This is a genomic window from Psychrobacter sp. UBA6766 (genome assembly GCF_002453355.1).
In the GTDB taxonomy this organism is placed as follows: Bacteria; Pseudomonadota; Gammaproteobacteria; order Pseudomonadales; family Moraxellaceae; genus Psychrobacter.
The window spans coordinates 95,611-120,679 of record NZ_DKGQ01000057.1; the positions used below are offsets into that span (position 1 = coordinate 95,611).

At 42.4% G+C, this 25,069-nt stretch carries 27 protein-coding genes and 1 tRNA gene; 16 read left to right on the plus strand and 12 right to left on the minus strand.

Translation table 11 applies throughout. The features are described from left to right. Nucleotides 1-195 precede the first annotated feature (195 nt). From B4K26_RS12560 to B4K26_RS12575, 4 genes are all read left to right on the plus strand, one after another. The gene (locus B4K26_RS12560; RefSeq protein ID WP_296245865.1) at nucleotides 196-531 is read left to right on the plus strand and encodes a GNAT family N-acetyltransferase; all 336 of its coding nucleotides are present in this window, start codon (nucleotides 196-198) and stop codon (nucleotides 529-531) included. A gap of 348 nt (nucleotides 532-879) precedes the next feature. Beyond that, the gene (locus tag B4K26_RS12565) at nucleotides 880-1,506 is read left to right on the plus strand and encodes a YceI family protein (protein ID WP_296245866.1); all 627 of its coding nucleotides are present in this window, start codon (nucleotides 880-882) and stop codon (nucleotides 1,504-1,506) included. Between the two features lie 177 nt (nucleotides 1,507-1,683). Then, on the plus strand, nucleotides 1,684-1,884 hold the full coding sequence (locus B4K26_RS12570; protein ID WP_296245914.1) for a hypothetical protein: 201 nt from the start codon (nucleotides 1,684-1,686) through the stop codon (nucleotides 1,882-1,884). A gap of 281 nt (nucleotides 1,885-2,165) precedes the next feature. Further along, nucleotides 2,166-2,969, plus strand: a complete 804-nt coding sequence (locus tag B4K26_RS12575; RefSeq protein ID WP_296245867.1) for an SDR family NAD(P)-dependent oxidoreductase — start codon at nucleotides 2,166-2,168, stop codon at nucleotides 2,967-2,969. A 154-nt stretch (nucleotides 2,970-3,123) separates the two neighbouring features. Here the strand turns inward: B4K26_RS12575 and B4K26_RS12580 are convergent, their stop codons facing one another. Both B4K26_RS12580 and B4K26_RS12585 read right to left on the minus strand, forming a co-directional pair. Beyond that, a complete protein-coding gene (locus B4K26_RS12580) occupies nucleotides 3,124-3,915 on the minus strand; it encodes a glucose 1-dehydrogenase (RefSeq protein ID WP_296245868.1) in 792 nt (263 codons plus the stop codon). 217 nt (nucleotides 3,916-4,132) lie between these two features. Beyond that, nucleotides 4,133-4,207 (minus strand) — tRNA-Gly (locus B4K26_RS12585). Between the two features lie 486 nt (nucleotides 4,208-4,693). Between B4K26_RS12585 and B4K26_RS12590 the strand changes: the two genes are divergently transcribed. The 4 genes from B4K26_RS12590 (at nucleotide 4,694) to B4K26_RS12605 (ending at nucleotide 7,050) form a co-directional block, all read left to right on the plus strand. Next, nucleotides 4,694-5,506, plus strand: coding sequence for a M48 family metallopeptidase (locus B4K26_RS12590; protein ID WP_296245869.1), 813 nt, complete (start codon nucleotides 4,694-4,696; stop codon nucleotides 5,504-5,506). A gap of 208 nt (nucleotides 5,507-5,714) precedes the next feature. Continuing rightward, nucleotides 5,715-6,041, plus strand: coding sequence for a BolA family protein (locus B4K26_RS12595; protein ID WP_296245870.1), 327 nt, complete (start codon nucleotides 5,715-5,717; stop codon nucleotides 6,039-6,041). Nucleotides 6,042-6,192: 151 nt separating this feature from the next. Further along, complete coding sequence (locus B4K26_RS12600; protein WP_296245871.1) at nucleotides 6,193-6,552, plus strand: SirB2 family protein; 360 nt, start codon at nucleotides 6,193-6,195, stop codon at nucleotides 6,550-6,552. Between the two features lie 96 nt (nucleotides 6,553-6,648). Next, the gene (locus B4K26_RS12605; protein WP_296245872.1) at nucleotides 6,649-7,050 is read left to right on the plus strand and encodes a hypothetical protein; all 402 of its coding nucleotides are present in this window, start codon (nucleotides 6,649-6,651) and stop codon (nucleotides 7,048-7,050) included. Between the two features lie 121 nt (nucleotides 7,051-7,171). Here B4K26_RS12605 and trxC read toward each other — a convergent pair whose 3' ends face one another. Further along, entirely contained in the window at nucleotides 7,172-7,609 is a 438-nt protein-coding gene (gene trxC / locus B4K26_RS12610; RefSeq protein WP_296245873.1) for a thioredoxin TrxC, read from the minus strand. 248 nt (nucleotides 7,610-7,857) lie between these two features. Next, entirely contained in the window at nucleotides 7,858-8,724 is an 867-nt protein-coding gene (locus B4K26_RS12615) for an MBL fold metallo-hydrolase (protein WP_296245874.1), read from the minus strand. A gap of 268 nt (nucleotides 8,725-8,992) precedes the next feature. Between B4K26_RS12615 and B4K26_RS12620 the strand changes: the two genes are divergently transcribed. The 5 genes from B4K26_RS12620 to B4K26_RS12640 all read left to right on the plus strand — a co-directional run bounded on the left by B4K26_RS12620 (nucleotide 8,993) and on the right by B4K26_RS12640 (nucleotide 12,957). Beyond that, nucleotides 8,993-9,361 (plus strand): ArsR/SmtB family transcription factor, encoded by a 369-nt coding sequence (locus B4K26_RS12620; protein ID WP_296245875.1) that lies wholly within the window; start codon nucleotides 8,993-8,995, stop codon nucleotides 9,359-9,361. Between the two features lie 82 nt (nucleotides 9,362-9,443). Beyond that, entirely contained in the window at nucleotides 9,444-11,153 is a 1,710-nt protein-coding gene (locus B4K26_RS12625) for a SulP family inorganic anion transporter (protein WP_296245876.1), read from the plus strand. Between the two features lie 173 nt (nucleotides 11,154-11,326). Next, a complete protein-coding gene (locus tag B4K26_RS12630) occupies nucleotides 11,327-11,653 on the plus strand; it encodes a beta-lactamase hydrolase domain-containing protein (RefSeq protein WP_296245877.1) in 327 nt (108 codons plus the stop codon). A gap of 79 nt (nucleotides 11,654-11,732) precedes the next feature. Beyond that, nucleotides 11,733-12,065, plus strand: coding sequence for a TIGR01244 family sulfur transferase (locus B4K26_RS12635; RefSeq protein ID WP_201544531.1), 333 nt, complete (start codon nucleotides 11,733-11,735; stop codon nucleotides 12,063-12,065). A 148-nt stretch (nucleotides 12,066-12,213) separates the two neighbouring features. Continuing rightward, on the plus strand, nucleotides 12,214-12,957 hold the full coding sequence (locus tag B4K26_RS12640; RefSeq protein ID WP_296245878.1) for a glutathione S-transferase family protein: 744 nt from the start codon (nucleotides 12,214-12,216) through the stop codon (nucleotides 12,955-12,957). An 87-nt stretch (nucleotides 12,958-13,044) separates the two neighbouring features. Here the strand turns inward: B4K26_RS12640 and ahpF are convergent, their stop codons facing one another. After that, complete coding sequence (ahpF, locus tag B4K26_RS12645) at nucleotides 13,045-14,622, minus strand: alkyl hydroperoxide reductase subunit F (RefSeq protein ID WP_296245879.1); 1,578 nt, start codon at nucleotides 14,620-14,622, stop codon at nucleotides 13,045-13,047. Nucleotides 14,623-15,136: 514 nt separating this feature from the next. Between ahpF and B4K26_RS12650 the strand changes: the two genes are divergently transcribed. After that, nucleotides 15,137-15,385, plus strand: coding sequence for a YdcH family protein (locus B4K26_RS12650; RefSeq protein WP_296245880.1), 249 nt, complete (start codon nucleotides 15,137-15,139; stop codon nucleotides 15,383-15,385). 174 nt (nucleotides 15,386-15,559) lie between these two features. Here the strand turns inward: B4K26_RS12650 and B4K26_RS12655 are convergent, their stop codons facing one another. Together B4K26_RS12655 and ahpC are read right to left on the minus strand one after the other, a co-directional pair. Next, on the minus strand, nucleotides 15,560-16,429 hold the full coding sequence (locus B4K26_RS12655) for a glucose 1-dehydrogenase (RefSeq protein ID WP_296245881.1): 870 nt from the start codon (nucleotides 16,427-16,429) through the stop codon (nucleotides 15,560-15,562). A gap of 347 nt (nucleotides 16,430-16,776) precedes the next feature. Then, a complete protein-coding gene (gene ahpC / locus B4K26_RS12660) occupies nucleotides 16,777-17,343 on the minus strand; it encodes an alkyl hydroperoxide reductase subunit C (protein ID WP_296245882.1) in 567 nt (188 codons plus the stop codon). Between the two features lie 276 nt (nucleotides 17,344-17,619). Here ahpC and B4K26_RS12665 point away from each other — a divergent pair, with 276 nt between their 5' ends. Then, the gene (locus B4K26_RS12665) at nucleotides 17,620-18,528 is read left to right on the plus strand and encodes a hydrogen peroxide-inducible genes activator (RefSeq protein ID WP_296245883.1); all 909 of its coding nucleotides are present in this window, start codon (nucleotides 17,620-17,622) and stop codon (nucleotides 18,526-18,528) included. A gap of 46 nt (nucleotides 18,529-18,574) precedes the next feature. Then, on the plus strand, nucleotides 18,575-19,270 hold the full coding sequence (locus B4K26_RS12670) for a hypothetical protein (protein WP_296245884.1): 696 nt from the start codon (nucleotides 18,575-18,577) through the stop codon (nucleotides 19,268-19,270). Here the strand turns inward: B4K26_RS12670 and B4K26_RS12675 are convergent. From B4K26_RS12675 to B4K26_RS12695, 5 genes are all read right to left on the minus strand, one after another. Next, complete coding sequence (locus B4K26_RS12675) at nucleotides 19,248-19,853, minus strand: methyltransferase domain-containing protein (RefSeq protein WP_296245885.1); 606 nt, start codon at nucleotides 19,851-19,853, stop codon at nucleotides 19,248-19,250. The two genes, B4K26_RS12670 and B4K26_RS12675, sit on opposite strands and share 23 nt — an antisense overlap. Before the next feature lie 80 nt (nucleotides 19,854-19,933). After that, on the minus strand, nucleotides 19,934-20,599 hold the full coding sequence (locus tag B4K26_RS12680) for a M48 family metallopeptidase (protein WP_296245886.1): 666 nt from the start codon (nucleotides 20,597-20,599) through the stop codon (nucleotides 19,934-19,936). A gap of 2 nt (nucleotides 20,600-20,601) precedes the next feature. Beyond that, on the minus strand, nucleotides 20,602-22,128 hold the full coding sequence (locus B4K26_RS12685; protein WP_296245887.1) for a DUF1513 domain-containing protein: 1,527 nt from the start codon (nucleotides 22,126-22,128) through the stop codon (nucleotides 20,602-20,604). 3 nt (nucleotides 22,129-22,131) lie between these two features. After that, nucleotides 22,132-23,277, minus strand: coding sequence for an imelysin family protein (locus B4K26_RS12690; protein WP_296245888.1), 1,146 nt, complete (start codon nucleotides 23,275-23,277; stop codon nucleotides 22,132-22,134). Nucleotides 23,278-23,367: 90 nt separating this feature from the next. Then, entirely contained in the window at nucleotides 23,368-25,023 is a 1,656-nt protein-coding gene (locus B4K26_RS12695; RefSeq protein ID WP_296245889.1) for a di-heme oxidoredictase family protein, read from the minus strand. Nucleotides 25,024-25,069: the final 46 nt, after the last annotated feature.

Sequence of the window (25,069 nt, forward strand, 5' to 3'; positions counted from 1 at the left end):
TTAACAAATAAACCTCCAAAATTACAATTTACTGTTCTCTTTTTTAGAACAATAGTGCCATAAAGACAGCGTAATATATTAATAACAGATCTCAGTATATTCATAACAATGCTATTAGCATAAGATGGGACAATAGTAGGTTATAATTGAGTGTATAAGTCGCTCATCCTACTTACAGAATAAGGAAGTTTAACCATGTCAGATACGACAAACAAAGCCCCATTAAATTATGAAATCATTGATAATACGGACAAGGAGCGTTTTGAGATTCATATTGGTGATCAACTTGCTTTTGAAGATTATGAGTTCTTTACCACCAGTCAAGGTGAAAAAGGTATCGATTATAAGCACACTAAAGTACCAGATGAGCTAGGTGGTCAAGGTATAGCAGGATATTTGGTCAAATATGTTTTGGATGATGCAGCCGCTAAACACTTACGCGTGAAACCGACTTGTTCTTATGTAAAATCCTATATTGATAAACATCCTGAATACCAAGACAACTCGGTATTTCATAACGCTACGCCCTAAATTATTAGGCCTAAGCGTTTAAGCGGTAGTAAAAAAAATACCTTATCAGAAGAGATAGGGCGTTTTTTACTAGCAGTTTTTTCTATTATCAATAATATAAACACTAAGGGCTAAGCAACATACATAAGTAGAAAATATGTTGTATTAAATAGTCAATTATTTTCTAAACCAATCTCAATGCTATATAAGTTATACTTAACGATTGATATTTTACTAAACGTAGTCTTTTTTAAGCAAGCTTAGTTTCTGAGTATAATTTAAAAAAGGCGATATAGTTAATTAACAATATACTTGCCTGTTTGTACTTCCTTGACCACATAAACCCACTTAATAAAAGGATGACTTATCATGACCATAAAATCCATTAAACCTATGCTAACTATGAAACAAGCAAACCGTGCGATAGCAATCGCAGCTGTCAGCACGCTTGGTATGTTTAGCACTTTGGGTCACGCGGCAACTTATGAGCTTGACCCCAAACATACGGCGGTTCGCTTCTTTGTCGATCATTTTGGTACTACAACCAACGCGGGCGGTTTTTACAATCTATCAGGCACTCTTGAGTACGCGCCTAAAGAGAAACAGGGTTTTGTGGGTATTAAGATTCCTATGGGTAGCTTAAGCACGGGAATAAAAGCATTTGACGGCCATCTAAAATCTGCGGATTTTTTTAATGTAAAAGAGTATCCAACTGCTTATTTTAAATCGACTAAGTGGGAATTTGAAGGTGATAAAGTCAAAGCGGTCAAAGGAGATTTAACACTGTTAGGTCAGACGCACCCAGTGACTTTAACGGCCACTAAATTTAACTGTTACGACAGTCCTCTATTAAAAGCTGAAGCTTGTGGTGGAGACTTTGAAACCACTATCGATAGAACCAAGTGGGGTATCAATGCTTTTACCGATGGCGGTATGATGAAAGACATCAAATTGGTCGTTCAGGTCGAAGGCAGTAAAAAAGCCGATCTTAAATAAGGCCGCTGCATCTGCATAAACATGTCTTTTTAGATAGAAAAACAGTCTCGATTATTTAACGTTATTGATTTAAGGCTGGGTTTCTAACTCAGCCTTAAATTTTTTATATCGTGGTGATAACACGATCTATCAGAACAATAATGGGATGGCTCAGATGGGAAGACTAGAAGACATGGCATCGCTTTTTTACCCAAGTTCCTCACTTATAAAACTTTAGCCAGTGGTAAGCTTGTGCCTGTTATGCAACAGTACCAATTACCCACTTTAAACGTTTATGCCGTCTATCACACAAACCGCTTTTTATCCCAGCGCTGGCGCTATTTAATTGATTTTATTGTCGAGCTTTTTGATGATGACCTTTACTGGAATGAGTTTTAATATACCTAACTGAGTAAACTGAACAGTTTTTTCGAGTCGCTACAAATTTTAAAACATTGCTGTTAGTATTATCTCAAGATATCCATTGGTCATAAGGAGATGCAATATGGATCTGATACCGCTTAGCATGGTGCGCGTACCTAACGTCACATGGTACACACGCAGCAGCTTCTACCTACAAAAAACCTATAAAATCTTTTATCTTTGGTCTACAAAGCAGATTGGTATTGCTCAAATAAGATTCGAAACGAACATAGCTCTTTGCAAAAGGATGACGCTTGATGAGTTACTTTAGCAATAAAACCGTTTATATCACTGGGGCAGCATCCGGAATCGGATTTGAAACGGCTAAGCAGCTGATTCAACAAAACGCCAACTTAGTACTGTTTGACAGGCAAGCGCTCGATGAAGCCATTGTCACGCTGCAAGGCTTGAACAAAAACAAAGCTTCGATTATCAGCTATGAATTAGACGTTACCGACGCCGCTATGACAACCAAGCAAATCGCTGAGGCAGCAAGCAAGTTATCGCCTGATATATTAATGCACTTTGTTGGTATTACCGGGCCTTGGACATTTGATGAAATGAGTCAGGAGCAATTTGAACGCGTTATCAACATCAATGTATTTGGAACACGCAATGTGTTGGCAGCCGTGCGGCCGTTTTTATCACGCGGCAATCAAATCATGGTAACCTCATCAATGGCCTCTTTTACGGGCAGCTATGGTTATAGCTCATATAGTGCCTCAAAATTTGCTATTTGGGGCATGATGCAATCCATAAACTACGAATGGCAGCCCTTAGGTATCGACGTTACTGTCTTTGCTCCACCGCCAATTGATACGCCAATGACCGAATCTGAAATCGGAGTCATGTCAGCGGCTGGCCTAAAGATGAAAAAATTTGCCGGTAAGTTAAAAATTGAGGACGCTGTGGAAACGATGCTTAAAGGTGTAGAAAATCGTCAGTTCTTGGTCGTGCCGGGCGTTATAGCAAACCTGCTTCGCCTACAAATGCGACTGTTGCCGGTCAGTTGGGTCAATTGGATAGGTAGTAAGACGGTCGCATTGTCGCTTAAAAAATAGCGATTAATAAAAAGCTTTATTTGTATTGAACTTTTAGAAGATTCATGTTCAGTCATGAAGTGAGCAATAACTCGCATAAAAAAACGTCACCTAATAGCAAGTAAGGCGACGCTCTTTTATGGTTGCTTCTTTATGCTAACCTTGAGTATTGGTTTCAATCTAAAGTTTGTACCCCGCCACCATTGACGAATATGGTCTGACCACTCACCCACGTTGATACTGGAGAGGCAAAATACAGCATGGCGCCAGCAATATCATCGGCTTCACCCAAGCGCTGAATAGGCGTATGAGCCAGCATTTTTTTCTCAATCTCTGGTGTCAATACAGTTTGCAACGCATCAGTGCGGGTAGCGCCAGGTCCGACCGCATTAACACGCACTTCAGGACCAAAATCGTGCGCTAAATTGGCCACCATGTGATTAACAGCAGCTTTTGAACCCGCATAACCACTCATATTTGGACTTTTATTGATACTGGACATCGATGTGGTAAACACAATTGAGCCATAGCCAGATTTTTTCATATGTGGCACGCACAGTTGTGATAAGCGCCAACCGCTAAAGACATTCAATTCAAAATCACGGCGAATATCATCGACAGAAATCTTAGTCGGGTTTTCACGGCCGCCACCGCCGCCGCCCGCGTTGTTGATCAAAATATTGATGCTACCAAATTCAGCGACTACTTTTTCTACCATATTTACCAAGTCATCGTCTTTTAAAATGTTGCACTCAACGGCAAATCCTCTGACGCCATATTCTTCGATATCTTTAATGGCCGCCTTAGCATCTTCTAATTTTAAGTCAGCAATCGCAATATTCGCGCCAGCTTGTGCTAAACGTAGTGCCGTTGCTTTACCAATACCGTTTGCCCCTCCCGTGACAATTGCCGTCTTTCCTGATAAATTAAACAATTCGTCAAATGCTTTGTATTCAAATTTTTGCATTATAAATCCTTATAATAGTTTTTGGTGATAATAGTTATTGGATTGGTTACCGTCATTTTTACAGCTCTTTGTATTATGTACTTTTGAATATAAAAACGTGTGTTGAATCATCTTCATTTTGTAACGCTATTCTTGCTTTCCCTAAATTTTGACCATAAAAAAAGCCTCACACCTTCTTTAAAAAGTGTGAGACCTTAGTGCTTTTTCAAGCCATATTTGGAGCGGGATAAGAGATTCGAACTCTCGACCCCAACCTTGGCAAGGTTATGCTCTACCACTGAGCTAATCCCGCTAAATATCAAACCGTAACGTTGTTAACAACGACTACGTCTCGATAGGCTGGCTATTTTAGCAAATATTTTGTTCATGTCAATAGCTTTTTTCAAATTTTTAACCAATAGCTTGCGTCTCAATCTGTTTTCAAAACAAATATGCCTATATATTATTGATTTTAAGAACTATTTAAATCAGTTTCGATGAGAACATTTTATTTTAAATACGTATGAAGAACAACTGATTTTACTATGACTATATGACGTTGTGTCAAACACCTATAAAGGGCATTTACAATCCTACCGCCTATTGTTACTTTTTTTGTATTGGTTTGAGCTTATTAACATTATTATACTTATGCCTAATGACAGTTGGCGTAAAATTTTACTGTTTAGGTAGTTTGGCGGGCGGTAGTAGAACTTTAATAATAAACTACCCTTTCCTCTACGGTTCGGATTTCAGCTTTGTTCAACTTTACTTTTTATTTACAGCGAGGATGTTTATTATGAAAAAAATGCTTACTACCACAGTGATGGCTGCATCACTGTCAGCATTGACCCTAACGGGTTGTTCTAGCACGACTAGCACTGGGGCCGTCGGTGTTGATCGCCAACAGCTGCTTTTGGTTTCTAGCGAACAAGTACAGCAATTATCAGCGCAAAGTTACAATAAAAATATCCAAGAAGCGCGAGCGCGTGGGTTACTTGACACCAACACAGCGCAGCTTAATCGCCTAAAAAAAATCTCTAGTCGCCTTATTGGCCAAGTGGGGGTTTATCGTCCTGATGCCGCGAAATGGAAGTGGGAAGTTCACACCATCAAGTCTAATGAGTTAAATGCGTTTGTAATGCCCGGCGGTAAGGTTATGTTTTACACTGGCATCATTGATCGCCTAAACTTGAGTGATGACGAAATTGCCGCCATCATGGGCCATGAGATGGCGCATGCGCTTCGTGAGCACTCACGCGAGCGTCTCTCACGTGAATATGCGACACAAACTGGTATCGGCGTTGCAGCGAGTATCTTTGGTCTCTCACAAGGTCAGGCTGAGCTTGCAAATGTCGCCGGTGATTTAGGTCTGAGCCGTCCACACAGTCGCACCCAAGAAGCCGAAGCCGATCAGATCGGTCTTGAGCTAATGGCACGTGCTGGCTATAACCCACAAGCAGCCATTACTTTATGGCAAAAAATGCAACGCGCCAGCCAAGGTGAGCCACCACAATTTTTGAGTACTCACCCAACCAGTAGCAACCGTATTGCGCAAATACAATCACTACTGCCTAAGGTGATGCCACTATATCAAAAAGCGCGTCGTTAAAATTTAACGGCAAATTGTATTCATAGTAAATGAAACGACAAAAGCAGAGCTCAATAGGGTTGAGCTCTGCTTTTTTATACACATAATTAATCCTTTCTTCACTTGTATAGAAGGCTTTGTAGAGTATTGCAGCATAACTATCAGTGTCTGCTATAATGAACGCCATCAGCCATTTAAAAGGCTAAGCATTAAAATAACGAGGATGACTATGACAACGAATACGCCGACTGCAGACGCCCTTAATGAGGCACTACAAGCCCTGCAAGCACAGTATGTTGAACTGGTGAATGAATCGATGAACCATGCCGGTTATTTTAACGGCAAAGAAAGTCACTTTAAACTGACCATTGTCAGCGACGCGTTTGAAGGTAAACGTCTGGTTGCACGTCATCAGTTGGTGTATGGTTTGGCAAATCCGCTTTTGACTTCTCAAGGCGGTCAAATTCATGCGTTGGCTATCCATGCTTATACGCCGTCAGAGTGGCAAGGCCAAAGCCCTGATAGCCCATTATGCGCTGGGCAGAATAAGGGCTAGATGACTGTTGTTTAGATCGCTTTTTTACACAGTCAATTCTAAAACAACAATAATCATCTATAAACTATAATTACCTATAATAAACACGCTGGTAAATGCCACTTTTTAAATAGCACCTGACAATTGGCACTCTTAAAGGAAACGGTATCCGATGAAACATCTTCACATGCTGATGGCAGTACTTTTGATTGCGCTGTTTTTATATCAAAGCTATGTGGTGCTACGCTCAAACAAGCAGCCACCATTTGCCATCAAAATTTCAACCCATATCCTCTATGCCGTTATTATTCTTTCGGGAGCCGGCCTGCTGGTGCAATTAATGAGTGCCAATGCGCCAGTCCAATGGGTATTTGCAAAGGTCATTTTGCTCGTTGCCGCCCTCAGCGCCAGTATTAAAGCCTTTAATCCTAGCGCGGCACCTAGTCAGAGAAAGACCGGTATTCTTATCACAGGCATCGCCTATGTTGGTATTTTAATACTTGCCTTTACCAAACCGGGAAATCTATTTTAATCATTGTAAAATCATATAACTTTCAATATCTTAATCGCTTTTTTTTTGCTATCTTAAATAAACACAATCACATCGACGTAGCTTAATGGAGACATTATGAAAACTCTTACTGCCGCAATCTTTCTGGCAACAGCTGGCGTTTTTGCTCTTTCAGGCTGCGCTTCAACGGGGAATATCACTCCGCAATACGTGCCACCAAGCACTTATCAAAGCTATGATTGCCAAGCGCTAAACCAAGAATATAACCGTGTCAATCGTTATGTAGACGCGGCCCGCAATGAGCAATCCACCTTGTCCGCCTCAGGTGTTGGCGTTGGGGTGTCCGCTGGACGTTGGGGTATTTCTCCTAATATCAGCTTTGGCGTGGGTAAAAGTAACAATACCAAAGCCCGCGATGCAAAATTATCGCGACTTTATGGTGAGCGTGATGCCATTATCCAGTCAGCCCGTATCCAACGTTGTAGCTTTGCCAATGGCATTAAGATTTATGGTGAGTAATGTTTAATCTGCCAAATTTGATCGTTTAATTTCATGCTGACTTTAAAAGCTGATTGTTAAAAAAGCCAATACGCGACAAGCATATTGGCTTTTTTAACAATCATCAGGACTTATTTAAAACTTAAGAATTTAAGCTTCTCACCCACTGAACAATTTGATCGCTCGGTAAAGCACCAGATTGACGTGCAACTTCTTTGCCGTTTTTAAACGCAACCATCGTCGGTAAGCTACGAATATTATAAGGTGCCGCGGCTTGATCGTATTTATCTGTTTGTATTTTGGCAAAAATTACTTGCGGCAACTGACTAGCAGCTGCTTTAAACTGCGGCGCCATCATCAGGCAAGGCTGACACCAACTCGCCCAAAAATCAACGATCGTCAATACCTCATTCTTTTGAATGACTTTATTGACTGACTGCGCATTCAACTCATGCGGGCTGCCCGTTAATAATGGCTGACCACATTTACCACAGTTTGGCGCTGCATTAAACCGTGCGGCGGGAATACGATTGGTGGCCTGACAATGAGGACAGACCAAATGAGAGATTTGTTCACTCATGATAGAACTCCTTTACGATTAACGTTGGCGTACGACTGAGCAACGCGCCAACAGTTAATACTTTTTAAGTGACCAATAATACGTCTAATCGCTATTTTTACTTGGTTTTTATTAAATCATATCAACTTATCGTAAAGACTAACATTATGATAGCGGTTACTCGTATTGTGCTTGCGTAACGGTTTGCTTATTTTTTTGCTTATTAATTACTTATCGATGTTGAATGGGTAAAACACTCTTATGGCTGATCAAAGTGCATTAATGGGTACCTTTAGATAACGCGTCCCATTGTCTTCTGGTTTTGGAAAGTGACCAGCATCGATATTGACTTGTACCGACGGGATAATCAGTCGCGGCATATCAAGAGTGGCATCGCGACGTTCGCGCATTTCGACAAACTCCGCTTCATTGATACCATTTTTAACATGGATATTACCGAGTTTTTGCGCTGCCACCGTTGTGGTTGGGCAATGTTTGCGACCTTGACTTGGATAGTCATGACACAGATACATGATGGTCTCATCAGGAAGGGCTAGTAACTTTTGAATTGACTGATACAGAGTTCTAGCGTCGCCACCTGGGAAATCACAACGCGCCGTGCCCACATCTGGGGCAAACAATGTATCGCCCACGAAAACCACAGTTTTTTCATCGTCGGCGGCAAGATACGCCATATCTGCCTGCGTGTGGCCGGGCACATACATGGCAGTGATCGTAATACCGCCAAGCTCTAAGGTTTCGCCATCATCGGTCAAGATATCGAACTGACTGGCATCGGTGTGAAAGCTGCTATCGAAGTTAAAGATTTGCTTAAATATTTTTTGAACTTCTGTAATGTGTTGACCGATGACCAATTCGCCGCCAAGCTCATTTTTTACATGGATAGCAGCCGATATATGATCGGCATGAGCATGGGTTTCTATAATGTAAACCAGCTCCCAATCTTGCTCGCGCACGAACGCTATCACTTCGTCGATACTAACCGTAGCCGTACACCCTGATTTGACATCAAAATCTAATACAGGATCGATAATGGCACACACTTGCCGCTGTACATCAGCGAGAACGTGGGTATAAGTTTCTGTATCGCTGTGTAAGAAAGAATGAACTTGCATAGCTACCTCTTTACTTTTATAGGAATGTTCTAATTTTTAATAGATTCTTACGTAGAATAGGCGCTTATCTATAGACACTGTTTGTATCTATATACCACTATAGCAACCACTAAACATTTCATCAATTTATATAATGTAATTAACGATAACTTGCTATCAATGCTGAAATCATTGATAATTCATCATATATAACCATATTTTTTTATACTTCTGTCTATTTATCTCTATTTTATATAAGGAGCTCGCTCTGACTACTTCAAATTCAGCATTGAGCACATCTACTCACAATACTGATGCGCATGTATCGACCAGCGCAGACTTTGCTCCCAAAGACCTTGCTGAGCAAATGCAACAAGCATCTACGCAAGCCAGCCAATTATTAAAATCACTTTCGCATCCCGATCGCCTATTACTTCTATGTCAGCTAACTCAGGGCGAGTACTGCGTTAGTGAACTTGAGAGTTTGGTCGGTGTTGGTCAGCCAAGCTTATCGCAGCAGCTTGGTATCTTACGCAAAGGCAAGCTAGTCACGACCCGCCGCGAGGGTAAACAAATCTACTATAGCATCGCAAGCGACGATGCGTTATCGGTACTACAACTATTGTATGAACGCTTTTGTGCTAAGACCGATAAGTAGCTTGGTGGCCTAATTTTTAGCTTAACCTTTTGAACTTAGTACTTGGCTATAATTACCCTTTTATAAATGATGACACATTGTTATGCCTTCCATTATTGCTCGTCTGATTCCTGATTGGTTACGCCAATACCAGCTGTCTGCCCTGCCGACTGACGTTATCGCAGGACTGGTGGTTGGAGTGCTTGTCATTCCACAAAGCTTGGGTTATGCGGTGTTGGCAGGATTGCCGCCTGTCTATGGACTCTATGCGGCGATTGTACCAGTCGCTGTTTATGCTTGGTTAGGCTCTAGTAATGTACAGGCAGTCGGCCCCGCAGCTGTTACGGCTATTATGACAGCAAGTGCTTTGCATCCTTATGCAGATAAAGGCATTGAGCAGTACGCATTGATGGCAGGATTGTTGGCCTTAATGCTAGGCGCTATTTTGTGGCTTGCAGGACAGCTTAAATTGGGCTGGATTATGCAATTTATCAGCCGCGGCGTATCTGCTGGTTTTATTAGCGGAGCTGCCGTCCTTATTTTTACCAGTCAGCTTAAATATTTGACCGGCATACCTATTACCGGTAACGGCCTAATTGGTTACTTATCTAGCATGCAGATATATTTTAGCCAGCTGCATCCATTGACATTACTCATCGGTGTGACCGCCTTTATACTGATGATGTTGAATCGTTATGCAAGCAAATGGCTATGGAGATCTTGGTTATCCTCCTCTTATGTCAAATGGGCTGAGCGGCTATTCCCGCTCATACTTCTTGGTGTTGCTATTGCGCTTAGTAGCAGCCTACATTGGTCAACTAAGGGCGTAGCAACCATTGGAAATGTGCCACGAGGTCTGCCGACTTTTACGCTGCCTTATCTGCCAGACTTTTATGAAGCTCTTAGTCTATTACCCACAGCCGGATTAATGGCGCTTATCGCGTTTGTATCCAGTAGCTCCGTCGCCAGCACCTATGCCCGTCTGCGTAATGAGACATTCGACGCTAACCGTGAGCTGCGAGGATTAGGCCTTGCCAATATCGCTGGTGGTTTCTTTCAGAGTTTCCCGATCGCTGGTGGTTTTTCACGTACCGCTATCAATGTTGAATCGGGCGCAAAAACGCCACTGGCGAGCTTAGTAACAGTACTGGTCATGGTTGCTGCTTTGATCGCATTTGGCAGCCTACTGGTGCCCCTACCCTATGCTATTTTGGGTGCAACCATTATGTCCGCCATTATTGGTCTTATTGATATAGCGACCTTAAAATCAGCATGGCAACGCGATCGCTTAGATGCAGCCAGCTTTATGGCTGCATTTGTCGGAGTGCTGATATTTGGGTTAAACACAGGCTTGGTGATCGGCTTGATGGTGTCCTTTGCCAGCCTAATTTGGCAATCGAGCAAACCTCACGTCGCTGTCGTCGGTCAGCTAGCGGGAACGGGACATTTTCGTAATATCAACCGTCATGATGTGGTGACATTTAGCAATTTACTGATGCTGCGTATCGATGAGAGCTTGTTTTTTGGCAATAGTGAATCCGTGCATCGCAGCGTCATTCAAGCCACGCGGCAGTATCCTAACGCTCAGGAAGTCATCCTCATTATGTCCGCGGTCAATCATATTGACTTTACCGGACAAGAGATGCTGATTAGCCTCAATCAAGAGTTGTTAAATCAAAACAAACACTTAAGCTTTAGTTTTATTAAGGGGCCTTTGATGGACATTATTGAGCATACGCCCGTTATTACTGGTCTGTCAGGGAAGGTTTATTTGAGCACTATAGATGCAGTGAACGCCCTAAAAGACACTTAACTTATAATCGCCTGATTTTCATGTTAAATGAATCATAACAGTGATGGTCTGTGACAAAATATAGCTATGATAAAAGCTGTGTTATGCTAAATTGTTATAAGCCTTTAAAAAATAGCCCTTAACTATAACTCTCTATCTCCAAACATCTTTTAATATACGCGACCGAAACCCTTATGACCGATGATTTAACCATTTATAAGCAAATTTATCCAAGCCAATGTATGAAGATATCAGAGCTTGGCTATCGCTCCGTGCTTAATATCCGTCCTGACGCTGAGGTTGAATCGCAGCCCAATAGTTGTGACTTTACCAGTGCGACTGCAAAAGCCAACTTGACCTATCAGCATTTGCCTTTTGACGATGAACGTTTAAGTATGGCGACTGTCGAGCAATTTGCCGCCTTTTATCGTATCATGCCCAAACCGATTTTGATGTTTTGCGGCACGGGTGCACGTGCAAAACTGCTCTATCAAAGTGCGCTGATGCAAGGGCTGTTATAAATGATTGCTATATTTTATATAAACGCTAGACGCTCATGATAAAAATTCATTTTTACGTTAAAAATAAAAAGGAGCTCCTATGAGCCATCAAGTTAGTATTACTGGACAAATCACCCCTGACCAAGTTCCGATGATTGCGGAGAATGGCTTTAAAACCATTATTAACAACCGTCCAGACGGCGAAGAGCCGAATCAACCGACCAGTGCTGAGATTGAAGCCGCCGCTAAAAAAGCAGGTCTTGCATATAAAGAAGTGTCCTTTGCCGGTAGCGAGCTCAATCAAAACCATGTCGAAGAATTCGCAGATTTCTTTAACCAAGCTGAGCAGCCGATGCTGATTTTTTGCCGTACGGGTAACCGCTCGACAGGTATCTATGAAGCAGCAAAGCGTATGGATTTGTTAGACGACTAATAGTGATATAAATATAATTGATACCATTTCAAAACGCTCATCCAAACTTTGGATAGGCGTTTTTTTGTATATTACTCAACTATAGACTGGTTAATTTTTAATATTAAAGACATAATAAAATTCTACTGGTACAACCTAATAGGATTTTATGATGCAGAGACCGTTACTCATCATCGGCAATAAAAACTATTCATCATGGTCATTACGAGCTTGGCTACTATTAAAAGCATTCAATATTGATTTTGATGAGCAACTGATTGAGCTTTTTCATCCATCAGCGACACCCATTCTCAATGAGCATGCGCCAACAGGCAAAGTACCTGTTTTGGTTTATGTTAAAGATGAGGATAAAGTCACGGTCTGGGATACTTTAGCAATTGCCATTCACGCTAATGATTATCTGACGAACTTAGATATTTGGACAGGTCTGAATAAATCTGATGCTAAGAGCAATACTAACAACAGAATAAACAGCGCTTATTGTCAAAGCATCGTTGCGGAAATGCACTCAGGACTGAAAGGCATTCGTAGTGAAATGCCGATGAATATTCGAGCTAAAGCAAAGATACAAGCAAGTGACGAATGCTTAATGGATATCGCGCGTATAGAAAACATCTTTGAAGATTGTTTAAAAAATCGCTCAACAGACAATTATCTATTTGGACCATTTACTGCTGCCGATGCTTTTTTTGCTCCAGTAATACTACGTTTGCAAACTTATGCGGATGCCTCGGGCATACCATTGAAATCAACGACTAAACAGTATTGTGAGACGATGTTAAACAATCCTCATCTACAAGCTTGGCAAGAAGCGGCACTCAATGAAGTTCGTATTATTAAAGAAGATGAAGCAGGTGAATTACTCTCGGTAGTTGGTGTATTGGCAAATTAAACTTTAACCACTGCTCAAAAAACAAAACCCCTAAAACCTTAGTAGGTTTTAGGGGTTTAAAACTCTAGTAGAAGCTAAAACAACATTTTACTGCATCACCAAGTATTCAAACGCTGATAATGCAGCCTTACTACCCTCACCCATCGCAATATTAATCTGTTTAAAGGGGACGGTGGTCACGTCACCACAAGCAAAGATACCTTTGCGGTCAGTACGGCAGCGCTCGTCAATTTCAATTTCACCGAAACGGTTTAAATCGACAAACCCTTTAACAAACTCAGTATTTGGCACCAAACCAATTTGGACAAACACGGCTGAAATATCGAGCTCTTTAGTTTCACTACTATTACGGTCTTGATAAACAAGTGAAGTCACTTTACCATCATTCGCTTTAATCTCTTGAGTTGCAGCACTGGTAATGATATCAATATTACTTCTTTCTTTGGTTTTATTAATCAGTACTTGGTCAGCCTTTAGGTCATCGGCAAATTCAAGGACGGTCACATGTTTAACGATTCCTGCCAAATCTAGCGCTGCCTCGATACCTGAGTTACCACCGCCCACGACTGCGATATCTTTACCTTTAAAGAATGGGCCATCACAGTGAGCACAGTAGGCAACGCCTTGACCCACGTTTTCATCTTCACCCGGCACACCAAGTTTACGCCACTGTGCACCCGTCGCTAAGATAATACTTCGCGTCTCAAACGTTTCACCAGTATTCAGATGAATACGGTAGTTTTCTTCCTCAGTTTCACTGATTTCTTTGACGCTGACATGCTCTTTGAGCGTGATGTCATATTCGTGCAAATGCTTTTCAAAGTTTGCTGACAGCTCACTACCCGTCGTTAAAGGCACAGAGATTAAGTTTTCGATATCCTGGGTGTCTTTGACTTGTCCGCCGATACGGTCAGCCACCATAGTGACTTTTAAACCTTTACGTGCAGTATAAATCGCCGCCGCCACGCCAGCCGGACCCGCACCGATAATCGTTACATCTTGCTGCTCTAACTGCTCAGCGTCCTCGTCCACTTCGCTCAATAAATCAGGGAACTGCTCTTGTAACTTCTCAATCAATTTAGCCGTATCAATTTTACCATTGGCAAAAGGTTTACCATTTAGAAATACCGCCGGTACACCTTGGATATTATTGGCTTCGACCTGCTCTTGAAATAACGCCCCATCAATCATCTCGTTACTGATGTCATCATTCAATAGCGCAAATTGGTTCAGCGCTTGCACGACATCTGGACAGCTATGACATGAGAGCGATACATAAGTCTGAAACTGTAGCGGCTTGTTAAAGCGTTTAATCAGCTTTTGAATACCTTCATCCAGTTTTAGCGTATGACCACCCGCTTGCAAAATCGCCAAAATCAGCGAGGTAAATTCATGACCTCCCGGAATACCACTAAAAACGATACCCGTATCAGTTAATGCATTATCAATATGACTGACGACTTTAAAACTAATCGGACTTGGTAAGCTGTCATCAGTTGCTGTTGCATCAAAATTAATTTTATCCGTCGTACCAGCAATTTTAGTCAAAAAATCAATCAGCTCAGCACGTTTGCTGTGTTCGCCGCTACCCAATACAAAGGTAATGGGGCGGGTCATATTTTCACTATAGCTTTTGACTGCGTCTAATAAACCTTGATCTATCATGTTTGTTCCTCATTATTATCGAATATGTAACGTCAGCTAAATCGCTAGACATTTAAATAGGGCTTGGTGACAAGCTAAGTAACTGATTTAAAAAGCCATAAATACTTGGCTTACCCCCTTTGATACGTCTATTATCAAGGCTTTAGACGTGCCACGCAAGCCGATAAACTCAAACCTTATGTTTAATAAAACAAATCACAAATAGGTATTATTATTTAATTTTAAAATTACTGATAAAATAAAATCCATGACAGTCATGGTATCGGGTAAATTTTTTCGCTACAATCAAGTGAGGCGAATAAGAAACACTCTTATTTACCGGTCGGCAGATCGACTGCTAGTTGTCGTTAGCAAATGCCCTTTCTGCTGCGCATAAGCCTGTTCAAAACTGAGCTGAATTGCGATTTGGCTTGGTAAGAATGAAGTCTCACAATCATATAAATTCATCAGAGCACTCTTAACTAAAATGCGCTATGGCTTTACTAAGCCGGCGCTTCATAACAAGGATGACAACATGAGAAAGACTGATACATGGCAAGACAACAGAGATATTATTTGCGAACTTAAGCAAAAAGACAGCTACTTTGCGAGCATTTTTGATGAGCATACCAAGCTTGATCAGCAAATCAATCAGCTCGATAAGGATTTGGTGACGCACGCCAGCTGTGACGAAGAAATAGAAAAAATGAAAAAGCGCAAGCTGCACTTAAAAGATGAGATTTATAAAATAATCGATAAAAATAAAATTAATTCTGCCGTCTAAGCACTTTATTCTATATCTTTACCTGATTTAATAACGGCTTGATTTGATGATTACTTGCTCATCGAATAAAGCCGTTATTTTTTAGCGCTATTTTTATTGTGCTTAGGTCAATTGACGTTCGATTAGCTTTTGCTGAATTAACCATTTACTTAGTTAAGCAAGCGCACATTCTCCCTATCCACCAACAATTTCACCACCATTCACATGAATGACCTGTCCCGTCACATAGCTTGCGTCGTCACTGGCCAAGTATAGATAAGCAGGCGCGACCTCGTTTGGCTGACCGGCGCGGCCCATCGGCGTGCTTTGACCGAACTTTTCTATCTCATCAGGGGTAAATGACGCCACAATAAGCGGCGTCCAAATAGGACCGGGTGCGACGCCATTGACGCGGATACCTTTATCCTGACTCATTAAATTATTGGCTAAAGCGCGGGTGAAAGATAAAATCGCGCCTTTAGTCGCGGCATAATCAATCAAATGGTCACTGCCGCGATAAGCGGTGATAGAGGTCGTATTGATAATGGCGCTTCCCGCTGACAGGTGCGGTAAGGCAAATTTACTCAGCCAAAAATGCGGATAAAAATTGGTGTGAATGGTTTTATCGAACTGCTCACTACTAATATCGGTGAGCGATTCTTGCTCAATCTGCATCCCCGCGTTATTCACTAAAATGTCGATTTTTCCGAACTCAGAGATGGCAGTATCGACCAGCTTTTGGCAGTTGGACTCTTGTGATAAATCTGCCGCAACCAATACACAGCGCTGGTTATAAGACTGCACATGCTTTTTGGTCATCTTGGCATCGTCATCTTCACACAAATAGCCGACCACCACATCCGCGCCTTCTTTAGCAAATAATATCGCTACTGCTTGCCCGATCCCGCTATCCGCGCCAGTGATAATAGCAACCTTTCCAGCAAGCTTGCCATTTGGATACTCTTTTGGCAACACCTCAGGGCTTGGATGCTGCGCCTGTTGCGAACCTGGCAGTGACTGCTCTTGTTTCGGAAACTCTTTATCAGATGATTTATCGTTACTCATAATATTCTCTCTTTATTATCAGTTGGTGTTATTGACATCAAAATAACAAACGTTTTAGCGGATGAGCATTAATTAAGTTTGTTATAGGCTTCTTTATTATCATAGACACTTAATTATCATAGACCCTCAGATATAAAAATCGAATGCGCTTAGGTGATAATCTGTAGACAGCCTGTAACTTTGTGTATAAACGAAAATTGTGCAAAAAAAGCCCCTATCAACCATGGTTGATAGGGGCTTTTTCAAGTAAGAATTGAATAGCATTTTATTATCTATTAAAAGCTAATAATTAACATTCATCCTTATGGTTTTTACTTGTCTGAAAAGTCAGTTATCTAAATATTTATTTAGATTTTACCTACAAGATCTAGGCTTGGTTTAAGAGTTTCTTGACCTTTTTCCCAAGCTGCTGGACAAACTTCGCCGTCGTTGTCACGAACATACTGTGCCGCTTTTACTTTACGTAGCATGTCTTTTGCACTTCGGCCGATACCACCAGCATGGATTTCAGCGACTTGAATCTTACCATCTGGATCCACTAAGAAAGTTCCGCGCTCAGCCAAACCTGCTTCTTCAATCATGACGTTAAAGCCACGAGTGATACGGCCAGTTGGATCGCCGATCATTGGGAAAGTGACTTTACCAATAGCGTCCGAAGAATCATGCCATGCTTTGTGAGTGAAATGTGTATCGGTTGATACTGAGTACACTTCTACGCCTAAGCCTTTAAGTTCTTCGTACTGGTTCGCCATGTCTTCAAGTTCAGTTGGGCAAACAAAAGTAAAGTCTGCTGGGTAGAACATAAAGATGGCCCAGCTGCCTTTGACATCTTCTGAAGTGATGGTTTTAAACTCACCATTTACAAACGCTTCTGCTGAAAATTCTGGGATTTCTTGATTGATAATCGACGCCATGATTGGCTCCTTTTTTGATTGATTGTTGTTAATGGAATTGGTGTTTATTACTGATGGTTTTTACTAACCCACTCATTAACTGGGCTACCTGATAAACTATACGCGAATTCTATGGTTAATCCAGTTAAAAGTTTTTAATGTGATGTTTTGTTTTATTAAACTTGTTAAACTGTTCTAACGGCTTTTTTTATACGAACATTGGCATTAAATTGCTATAGTACACAAGATAAACGTCTAAAACAAATTGCGCTAGAAACCCATTAACAGAGAGGTTTTATGATTACCTTACGTCAACTTGAGTTCGCCTTAGCGGTTGCCAAACACCGTCATTTTAAACGCGCGGCGGAAGACTGTAATATTTCGCAATCGGCGCTAAGCTTAGGTATCGCTGAGTTAGAAAAACAATTGGATACGCAGATTTTTGAACGTAATAATAAGCAGGTTTTGATCACCCCTATCGGTGAGGACATCTTGAGGCGAGCGCAGCGGGTATTTTCTGAAGTCAACGATTTGACCACGCGGGCGCATAGCCATCAATCACCGCTTGCTTACCCCATGACAGTCGGTATCATTCCAACGATTGCCCCTTATCTGCTGCCAAAAGTGCTGCCAGCGCTGCGAAAGCATTATCCAGAATTTCGAATGACCATTATCGAGCAGCAAACCGAGCGCTTACTTGAGCAAGTGCGCTACGGTCATATCGATACCGCGATTATTGCGCTGCCTTATGCAGTCGATGGCTTACATACCTTTGAGTTCTGGGCAGAGGATTTCTTTGCGGTCTTTCCAAAAGACGATGTCCATGCCAAGCTTGAAAAAATTAATGCCGATGAGCTAGCAACGGCCAATCTGATGCTACTTGGCGAAGGACATTGCTTAACCGATCAAACCTTAACGGTTTGTCATTTTGACCGCGCGCAGATGAGATCAAGCTTTTCTGATGCCAGCTTAAATACTCTTATACAAATGGCGCTTGCCAATATGGGAACGACATTGGTACCAGAGATGGCGTTAGATCAATTGCATCTACAAAACCAAAATGCAGTCGCGGTGCCATTAGCAGAAAAAGGCCCACACCGTCATATAGCCTTTGTCACTCGCTTAAATTATGCCCGCGTTGATGATGTTAATTTACTTGGCAAGCTATTTAAGCAAGCCTTTGAAGATGCTGCTAATAAAAAATAAACGGCTCATTGTGATTTGCAAGTAAGCTATAAAATGAAGGTAAACGATGGATGCTTTTTCGCAAATAGAAAACGAGCTGGGTAAGCATTTTTATTGGCATTTAGCTGCTATAAATGACGACATCGAACCAGAAAAAATGCAAGTGCTTTGGCAAGATATCGCTACGCGTTATCATGAATCTCAACGCGCTTATCATACGTTGTCACATGTTCAGCAGTTATTTGCGCAGTTTGAACAAATCAAACAGCATCTCTATGAGCCGCACATTATTGCATTGGCATTGTTTTTTCATGATGTGATATACGACCCAACGCGCTCAGATAATGAGCTTAAAAGTGCAGAATACGCCGTAGAGGCATTAACTCATTTAACTGCTAAACAATGCCAACATGCCTATTCGCTGATTATGATGACGGCTAACCATCAAATTATCAGAACTGATGAAGGCTCAGGCAAAAATAAAGATAACGCTAAAGAAAAAGAAAGCGATGCCGCCTACTTACTGGATATGGATTTAAGTATTTTGGGCGCATCTTGGTCAGAATATCAACAATATGCAAGAGGTGTTCGTCAAGAATATGCGCACGTCTCAGACGTCGATTACCGCGTTGGACGCATAGCCGTATTAGAACGGTTGTTAGCGCATCCAACGCTTTATCTGACTGATTACTATCATTCTCGACTAGAGGAACAAGCGCGGCATAATATCAATTGTGAGATTAAGATTTTACACGCATCTTAATAAACAACTCACTGCCCTGCCGCGCGGGATGCGAGTTATAGCTCGGCTCCATAATTTCAATATCGAAATAAGACGCAAAACGCTGTTGGTATTCAGCTTTCGTACCGCCAAACGGTGGCTCGTTTTGTCCAAAATCCTTATCAAACAGCAAACCAATCAGTTTACCATTCGGTTTAAGGAGGGCTGCCATCTGCTTGACATACTCATCGCGGCGCGCCGGATTTATCGCACAAAAGAACGTCTGCTCAAGCACCCAATCAAACTGAGATTGCTCAGGCGATAACTCAAAAAAGTCGGCACAGATTAGCTGCTCAGTTGGGAAGTCAGGATAGCGCTCCGCAAATGCCTTAATCGGCGCAGGAGCAAAGTCAACCAAAGTAACATTGGTAAATCCCTGGTCGTGTAAGTAACCAACTTCATAGGCATTCCCCGCACCAGGAACCAAAATAGCTTGGTTTTTAGCCGATTCAGGTAGCTGATCGATGTAGGCTTTCAGCGGTGGCGATACTTGTCCCATATCCCAGCCGATACTGTCTTGCTCATAACGCTGCTGCCAAAAATCGGCTTGATTGACGTTTTCCATATGGCATCCTTGTCTTGATAAAAATACCTATCTTAGCAGATTACGATAAGATATCTGGCTATTTAGAAGTAGACAGGGCTTTAATCTAATTGTCCCTTCTTTCCTGCTAGCATATTATGCCAACGCTTATAATCAGGCATCGCCGCAGCTACGGTTTGCCAAAACGCACGGCTATGATTGGCATGATGCAAATGACACAGCTCATGGACGATGACGTACTCACAACATTCGATAGGATAAGCGGGCAGATATACAGACAACCAAATTCGCCGCGCGCGCGTGTTGCAAGTGCCCCAGCGCGTGTACATTTTTTTTAGGCGTATCTCATTAGCATAAGCGCCAACGATGGGTTGCCATTTTTCAAATAATGAAGGCGCTACTTTAGAGAGATGTTGTCGATAATAGGCAACTTTTTCATCATGACTGAGCGTAAACGCTTGCTCTACCCCCCACAACCGAGTAGGACGATTGGCGCTTGCTGACTGAGATAAAGCGCTTTGCTTGCGTTTGTACTGTTCTAATACTTGCGGGTGATTGGCGAGCGCCCATGGCACGCGTTTATTGACAGCCTTTGCCACCTGCGCTGTGCTAATAAGCATGGGCACAGATACCAGTAATTTATGTGGCTTTAGACGAAAATTGATATTTTTAACACGTTTTTTAGTAATGCGTAGCTCAACTCCCGCTTGCGCTAAGTTCTGAATAGCGCTGTTTAATGAAGAGGAATATTCTGGCGGCACGCTCATATTTAAAGCGCTTGCAAGTGATTGTCAAACGACATCATATGACATTTGCTGTCTGTAAAAATACGCTCACTTTTATTGACAGTATCCAATTCTGCGCCTAATTGATTAACCCCTAACGTGGTTAACTGACCTTGACCATCGCTAACAATAAAACCTGATTTCTCAATATTATTGTCTTTTTCATTAGTACTCTGGTTAAAAAATACTGCTGCCCCTGCGCAATCTGGTAAATTAACATCACCAATTAATGCTCGCGTATTTAAATCGTAAATCGCCGCGCAGCCACCAATCGGTGTGGTCACGCATAATAGGTCACGCTCACTATCGACTGCCACGCTAGCAATATATTGATGGAAGCGTTGCCATTGATTATTGGGCATCACAAGTGCTTTAAAATCATCATCACCGCGCTTGTGCGTCAACACCAGTGGTACATTGATGTGCTTTTCACCTTGGAACTGGATACCTATCATCACAGTACCATTATTGTGCATTGCCAAATGACGAACGCTCATTTGATTGTGCTCAGGCGTAATTTGCTCAAGTAAAGCGCCATCATGACGATTAAGGTAAACCAATGAAGGGCGCATACTGTCTAAATTTAACTCTTCACGAGAGGCTTGCTCAGTCTTAATACCGCCATTTGCAATCACCAACGTTTCGCCATCAGGATGCATGATAAGCTCGTGCGGTCCGATACCATAAGAATCGAATTCCGCTATTTTTTTATAATCATCATAGGCATCATAAATGCCAACTTTACCGTCTAAACTTATCGTGTCATTCTCGGTCACGTAGAGCAGTTTACCATCTAAGCTATAGCAAGCATGACCGTAAAAATGACGGTGCGTTGATGCTTTAATAGCAAACTTTACTTGTCCGTTTGCTGTATCTAATACCCAGAACTTCTCACTTGGGCGACGGCCCATAACGACAACATCGCGTGTTTGGTCATTTCTAGCAGATGAGTTTTGCGCATTAGAAATAGGCTGGACGACAATATCATGCACACGTTCAGGCATGGTAGTTTGCCAAACGATTTGTCTATCGGCGTTGATACCAACCACGCCAAAGTCATTTTCATGACTATCATCATCATTTGCTAAGGCGATATTTTTTGGCATAGACGCCACACCGCTAACCCAGCAAATAGGACGCGCTAGCACTGTGGTGGTGTGTAGTGCGCTAAATTCAGTGACGCTATTATTATGAGTAAAATGCTCGGCACCTGTCGGTGAGCGATAAGCTTCTTGCCACGCAAAAGCGGCTTGCTGACAGGCGTAACGAAGTTGTGATACTTGACGCTTAGGTGCTGACATTGACGGCTGTAACTGCGAGCGAATTCCAGTCACATAATCCCGTAAGCTTGCATTAGGCTGATACTGCTTACGATAACGATGATGCATTCCGACAAGCGCAGCTGAACCTATGACTGAGCAAAGTGCTGTCAATGCGGATGTTGCAACCAGCTCGTAGTGAGACTGCTTATCTTGTTGTTTGTCTGCCATCTTGGCGTTGGTAGTAGGCATTATTTAATCGCCATCAGTGCTGTTAAAGCCAACCCGCAGGCCAAGGATCGGAATCAATTGGCGCTTAATCAAGCGTGTAATAGTCGTCAGATGGTCATACAATTCTTGCTGAGCCGCTTTATCAGCATTGGACAAGTCTTCTGGCATTTGCGCCAATAGCGTGCTGGTTTCAGCAAGCGCGGTCGATAGACTATCCGCTACTTCATTTTCATTGTTACTACCAAGAATGGCAGTTAAGACGGGATCGGTCAGGGCTTTATTTAGTATAGCCAATTTAGCGTTGATAATAGCGCGGCTTTGTCCAGCGGTAGCGGCTGGCAGATGTCCTTTTGCTTTACCCGTTAGGCCCAGTGGCTGATCGATAGCATTAGATTTCATGGTTTCAACCAATGAAAGTAACGAGTTAAACCACTGGTTCAGACCTCGATCGTTATCAGTGGTGGTATCAATCGCTAATAAATCGGTTGAGTTTTGCTGCCAGTCCTTTTCGATGTTTTTGAGTCGAGTGTTTAACGCACTACTGGCACTGACCACATAGGCGCATTGCCCAGCATTTAAGCTATCGTTAGCGTAGAGAACTTCTTCTAGGCCTGGCACACCTTGAACAATCGCGCTCTCGTTAACCAACTGCTCAGCGGTGAGGTTAGGATTAGCGGCAATCAAGTCAGCAACGCCTCTGTGAACCAAACCGCGCTCATCAGGATAATAATTGATATATAAATTACTCATGCTAGCGGTCGCTGGACCAAAGTTAACCATCTCAGCGCCTGCCCATGCTTGTGCCAACACAAGCCATTGATCGCGTAACTCTTTTAATTCTTCACCGCTAACTGGCGCTTGTTGACAATGCTTTTGTGCCAAATCCTGTAATAAATCGCTTTGCTTAGCCACATCAGCATAGACTGGGATGACGATATCTTTTGCCACATGGGACAAATAGGTTTTTCCGGTCTCGGCGCTAATATCAACCGCAGTCACTTTCACTGCACTGCCACTATTGTCATCGGCACTAGTGGTTGCTTTTTTGTCTTGTGCAACTTGGCTGTCTACCTCTGGCACTTTATTTTCTTCCGCAGGTTTGACGCAGCTGATAAGAATACCAGCACTTAGTGCGGATAGTGCCATTGCTAAAGCAGGGTTTATCTTCATAAATTTCTCAGTATTTATAGGGGCGTTGATATACGTAATTATTTAAATCGATACATATAAGAAGTATAGCTAAAATATATAGCTTAATTTTTATAATGATTTTAAGAAAGCTGTTAACTCAGCACGACCTTGTTTGTCTAACTTTAATACTTTTTGTTTCTGTTTTTCCGCTTCGCCGCCATGCCAGAGCACCGCTTCCATTAAGGTGCGCGCGCGGCCATCATGTAAAAATGTCGCTTGCGGATCGACCGTTTGCGCAAGGCCAATGCCCCACAATGCAGGCGTACGCCATTCATAAGAATTGGCTAAAAATTCAACCTGTAAATCTTTTGACGGCAGTTTGCCCGCTATTGTACGATCGGCAAGATCATTGCCCATGTCGTGCAACAACAAATCCGTATAAGGATAAATCACTTGTCCGTGCTGCTCAAGATGGTCATCATCGGTTTTTAGCAAATGATACCTTGGCGTATGACAGCTTTGACAGCCCATATCATAAAAACGTTTTTTGCCTGCCAACACCAACTCGTCTTCGGCATTGCGGCGATGCGGCACCGCCAGATTACGGGTATAAAATTCGACGAACTTTGCTACTTCATCGTTGACTTCGACGGGCGGTTTGCCATTACCTTGCTCATCAGCGCCAGTCGCTGCATTGACACAAGCAGTCTGCGTTGGCATACACGATTCATGCGGACGGATGTTAGAAGTCAGCCCCATATCTTCATTAAACGCACTTTGATTTTGGGTAATCAGTTTGGTTTGGCCCGCTTTCCAGCCAAAACGTCCCAAGGCGACTTTACCCGTTTGCGGATCCATCACCATATTAAATTTGCCGCTAATGTCGCTATCGGCATTATTTGCCTTTATCGCTTGTTTTTTGATATCGTCGTCAGGGATTTGTTCGAGCAGCCCCAGCCCAATCATCGGCAAAGCAACACGCGGCGACACCATCAGCTCATCATCAAATGGGCCATAACCCGGTTTGGTCAAATTGAAGGTTGGCGCGCGCAACGTCTCGACATGACCATCAGCAAAGGTAACCGGTTTATCTGTCCACTGTACCGCAATTCTTGCTTCGGCAGGGACACCTTGAACGCCGCGATCCTGCAATTGACCGCCGTACATAGGATGGACGACTTTTTCAATCAATGAATTTTTTAATTTCTGGCGTTGTTCGTCGGTGGTAGCAGGCATCGCAAGACGGATGAGTAAACTGTCAGCATCGTCATCACTGCTCATCGGCGCATGACCGCGACCGTCTTTGATATGACACGATTGACAAGCAGCAACGTTAAATAAGGCACCAAGCCCATCACGGCTATCGGTACTCGCCGGCGCGACCACCCAAGGTTGCCTAAAAAACGCATTACCAATAAAGAATGCGCCTTTACGTGAGGCAGTGATATTCGAGGAAGGTTTAGAGTAGCTCTCGCTAGTGGTAATGCTAATGCCAGTATCGCCACCTTGCTTAATTTCTTGCGGATCAAAGCTGGCGAGCTGCTGCATAGGTACGCCTGCTAGCGCTTCAATTGTTTGAGCACGTTCAGAAGTTATGGCTTGCGAATGGCTATTTTCTTGAGCTTTGCTATCATTATTATTAGCAGCATTATCACTCGGTTGGCAAGCGCTTAATGATAATGCACATGCTATTCCTAATGATAGCTTGAATGGCGAATTCTTAAATATCAAAGAGGAATAGAACGCGATAGATTGTTTGGTTGTTAACACCTTACTGCTGCTCATAGGGGACCTTAGTTCTGATATAGAACCATTAAAAACGCGTGCTATA

Coding starts and splice junctions, on each gene's coding strand:
- B4K26_RS12685 (WP_296245887.1), bottom strand. CDS start 22,128: ATGCCTACTACCAACGCCAAGATGGCAGACAAACAACAAGATAAGCAG.
- B4K26_RS12640 (WP_296245878.1), top strand. CDS start 12,214: ATGATGCAGAGACCGTTACTCATCATCGGCAATAAAAACTATTCATCA.
- B4K26_RS12635 (WP_201544531.1), top strand. CDS start 11,733: ATGAGCCATCAAGTTAGTATTACTGGACAAATCACCCCTGACCAAGTT.
- B4K26_RS12625 (WP_296245876.1), top strand. CDS start 9,444: ATGCCTTCCATTATTGCTCGTCTGATTCCTGATTGGTTACGCCAATAC.
- B4K26_RS12680 (WP_296245886.1), bottom strand. CDS start 20,599: ATGAGCGTGCCGCCAGAATATTCCTCTTCATTAAACAGCGCTATTCAG.
- ahpC (WP_296245882.1), bottom strand. CDS start 17,343: ATGGCGTCGATTATCAATCAAGAAATCCCAGAATTTTCAGCAGAAGCG.
- B4K26_RS12600 (WP_296245871.1), top strand. CDS start 6,193: ATGAAACATCTTCACATGCTGATGGCAGTACTTTTGATTGCGCTGTTT.
- B4K26_RS12670 (WP_296245884.1), top strand. CDS start 18,575: ATGGATGCTTTTTCGCAAATAGAAAACGAGCTGGGTAAGCATTTTTAT.
- B4K26_RS12615 (WP_296245874.1), bottom strand. CDS start 8,724: ATGCAAGTTCATTCTTTCTTACACAGCGATACAGAAACTTATACCCAC.
- B4K26_RS12575 (WP_296245867.1), top strand. CDS start 2,166: ATGAGTTACTTTAGCAATAAAACCGTTTATATCACTGGGGCAGCATCC.
- B4K26_RS12560 (WP_296245865.1), top strand. CDS start 196: ATGTCAGATACGACAAACAAAGCCCCATTAAATTATGAAATCATTGAT.
- B4K26_RS12595 (WP_296245870.1), top strand. CDS start 5,715: ATGACAACGAATACGCCGACTGCAGACGCCCTTAATGAGGCACTACAA.
- B4K26_RS12655 (WP_296245881.1), bottom strand. CDS start 16,429: ATGAGTAACGATAAATCATCTGATAAAGAGTTTCCGAAACAAGAGCAG.
- B4K26_RS12580 (WP_296245868.1), bottom strand. CDS start 3,915: ATGCAAAAATTTGAATACAAAGCATTTGACGAATTGTTTAATTTATCA.
- B4K26_RS12695 (WP_296245889.1), bottom strand. CDS start 25,023: ATGAGCAGCAGTAAGGTGTTAACAACCAAACAATCTATCGCGTTCTAT.
- B4K26_RS12565 (WP_296245866.1), top strand. CDS start 880: ATGACCATAAAATCCATTAAACCTATGCTAACTATGAAACAAGCAAAC.
- B4K26_RS12590 (WP_296245869.1), top strand. CDS start 4,694: ATGAAAAAAATGCTTACTACCACAGTGATGGCTGCATCACTGTCAGCA.
- B4K26_RS12665 (WP_296245883.1), top strand. CDS start 17,620: ATGATTACCTTACGTCAACTTGAGTTCGCCTTAGCGGTTGCCAAACAC.
- trxC (WP_296245873.1), bottom strand. CDS start 7,609: ATGAGTGAACAAATCTCTCATTTGGTCTGTCCTCATTGTCAGGCCACC.
- B4K26_RS12675 (WP_296245885.1), bottom strand. CDS start 19,853: ATGGAAAACGTCAATCAAGCCGATTTTTGGCAGCAGCGTTATGAGCAA.
- ahpF (WP_296245879.1), bottom strand. CDS start 14,622: ATGATAGATCAAGGTTTATTAGACGCAGTCAAAAGCTATAGTGAAAAT.
- B4K26_RS12630 (WP_296245877.1), top strand. CDS start 11,327: ATGACCGATGATTTAACCATTTATAAGCAAATTTATCCAAGCCAATGT.
- B4K26_RS12605 (WP_296245872.1), top strand. CDS start 6,649: ATGAAAACTCTTACTGCCGCAATCTTTCTGGCAACAGCTGGCGTTTTT.
- B4K26_RS12650 (WP_296245880.1), top strand. CDS start 15,137: ATGAGAAAGACTGATACATGGCAAGACAACAGAGATATTATTTGCGAA.
- B4K26_RS12690 (WP_296245888.1), bottom strand. CDS start 23,277: ATGAAGATAAACCCTGCTTTAGCAATGGCACTATCCGCACTAAGTGCT.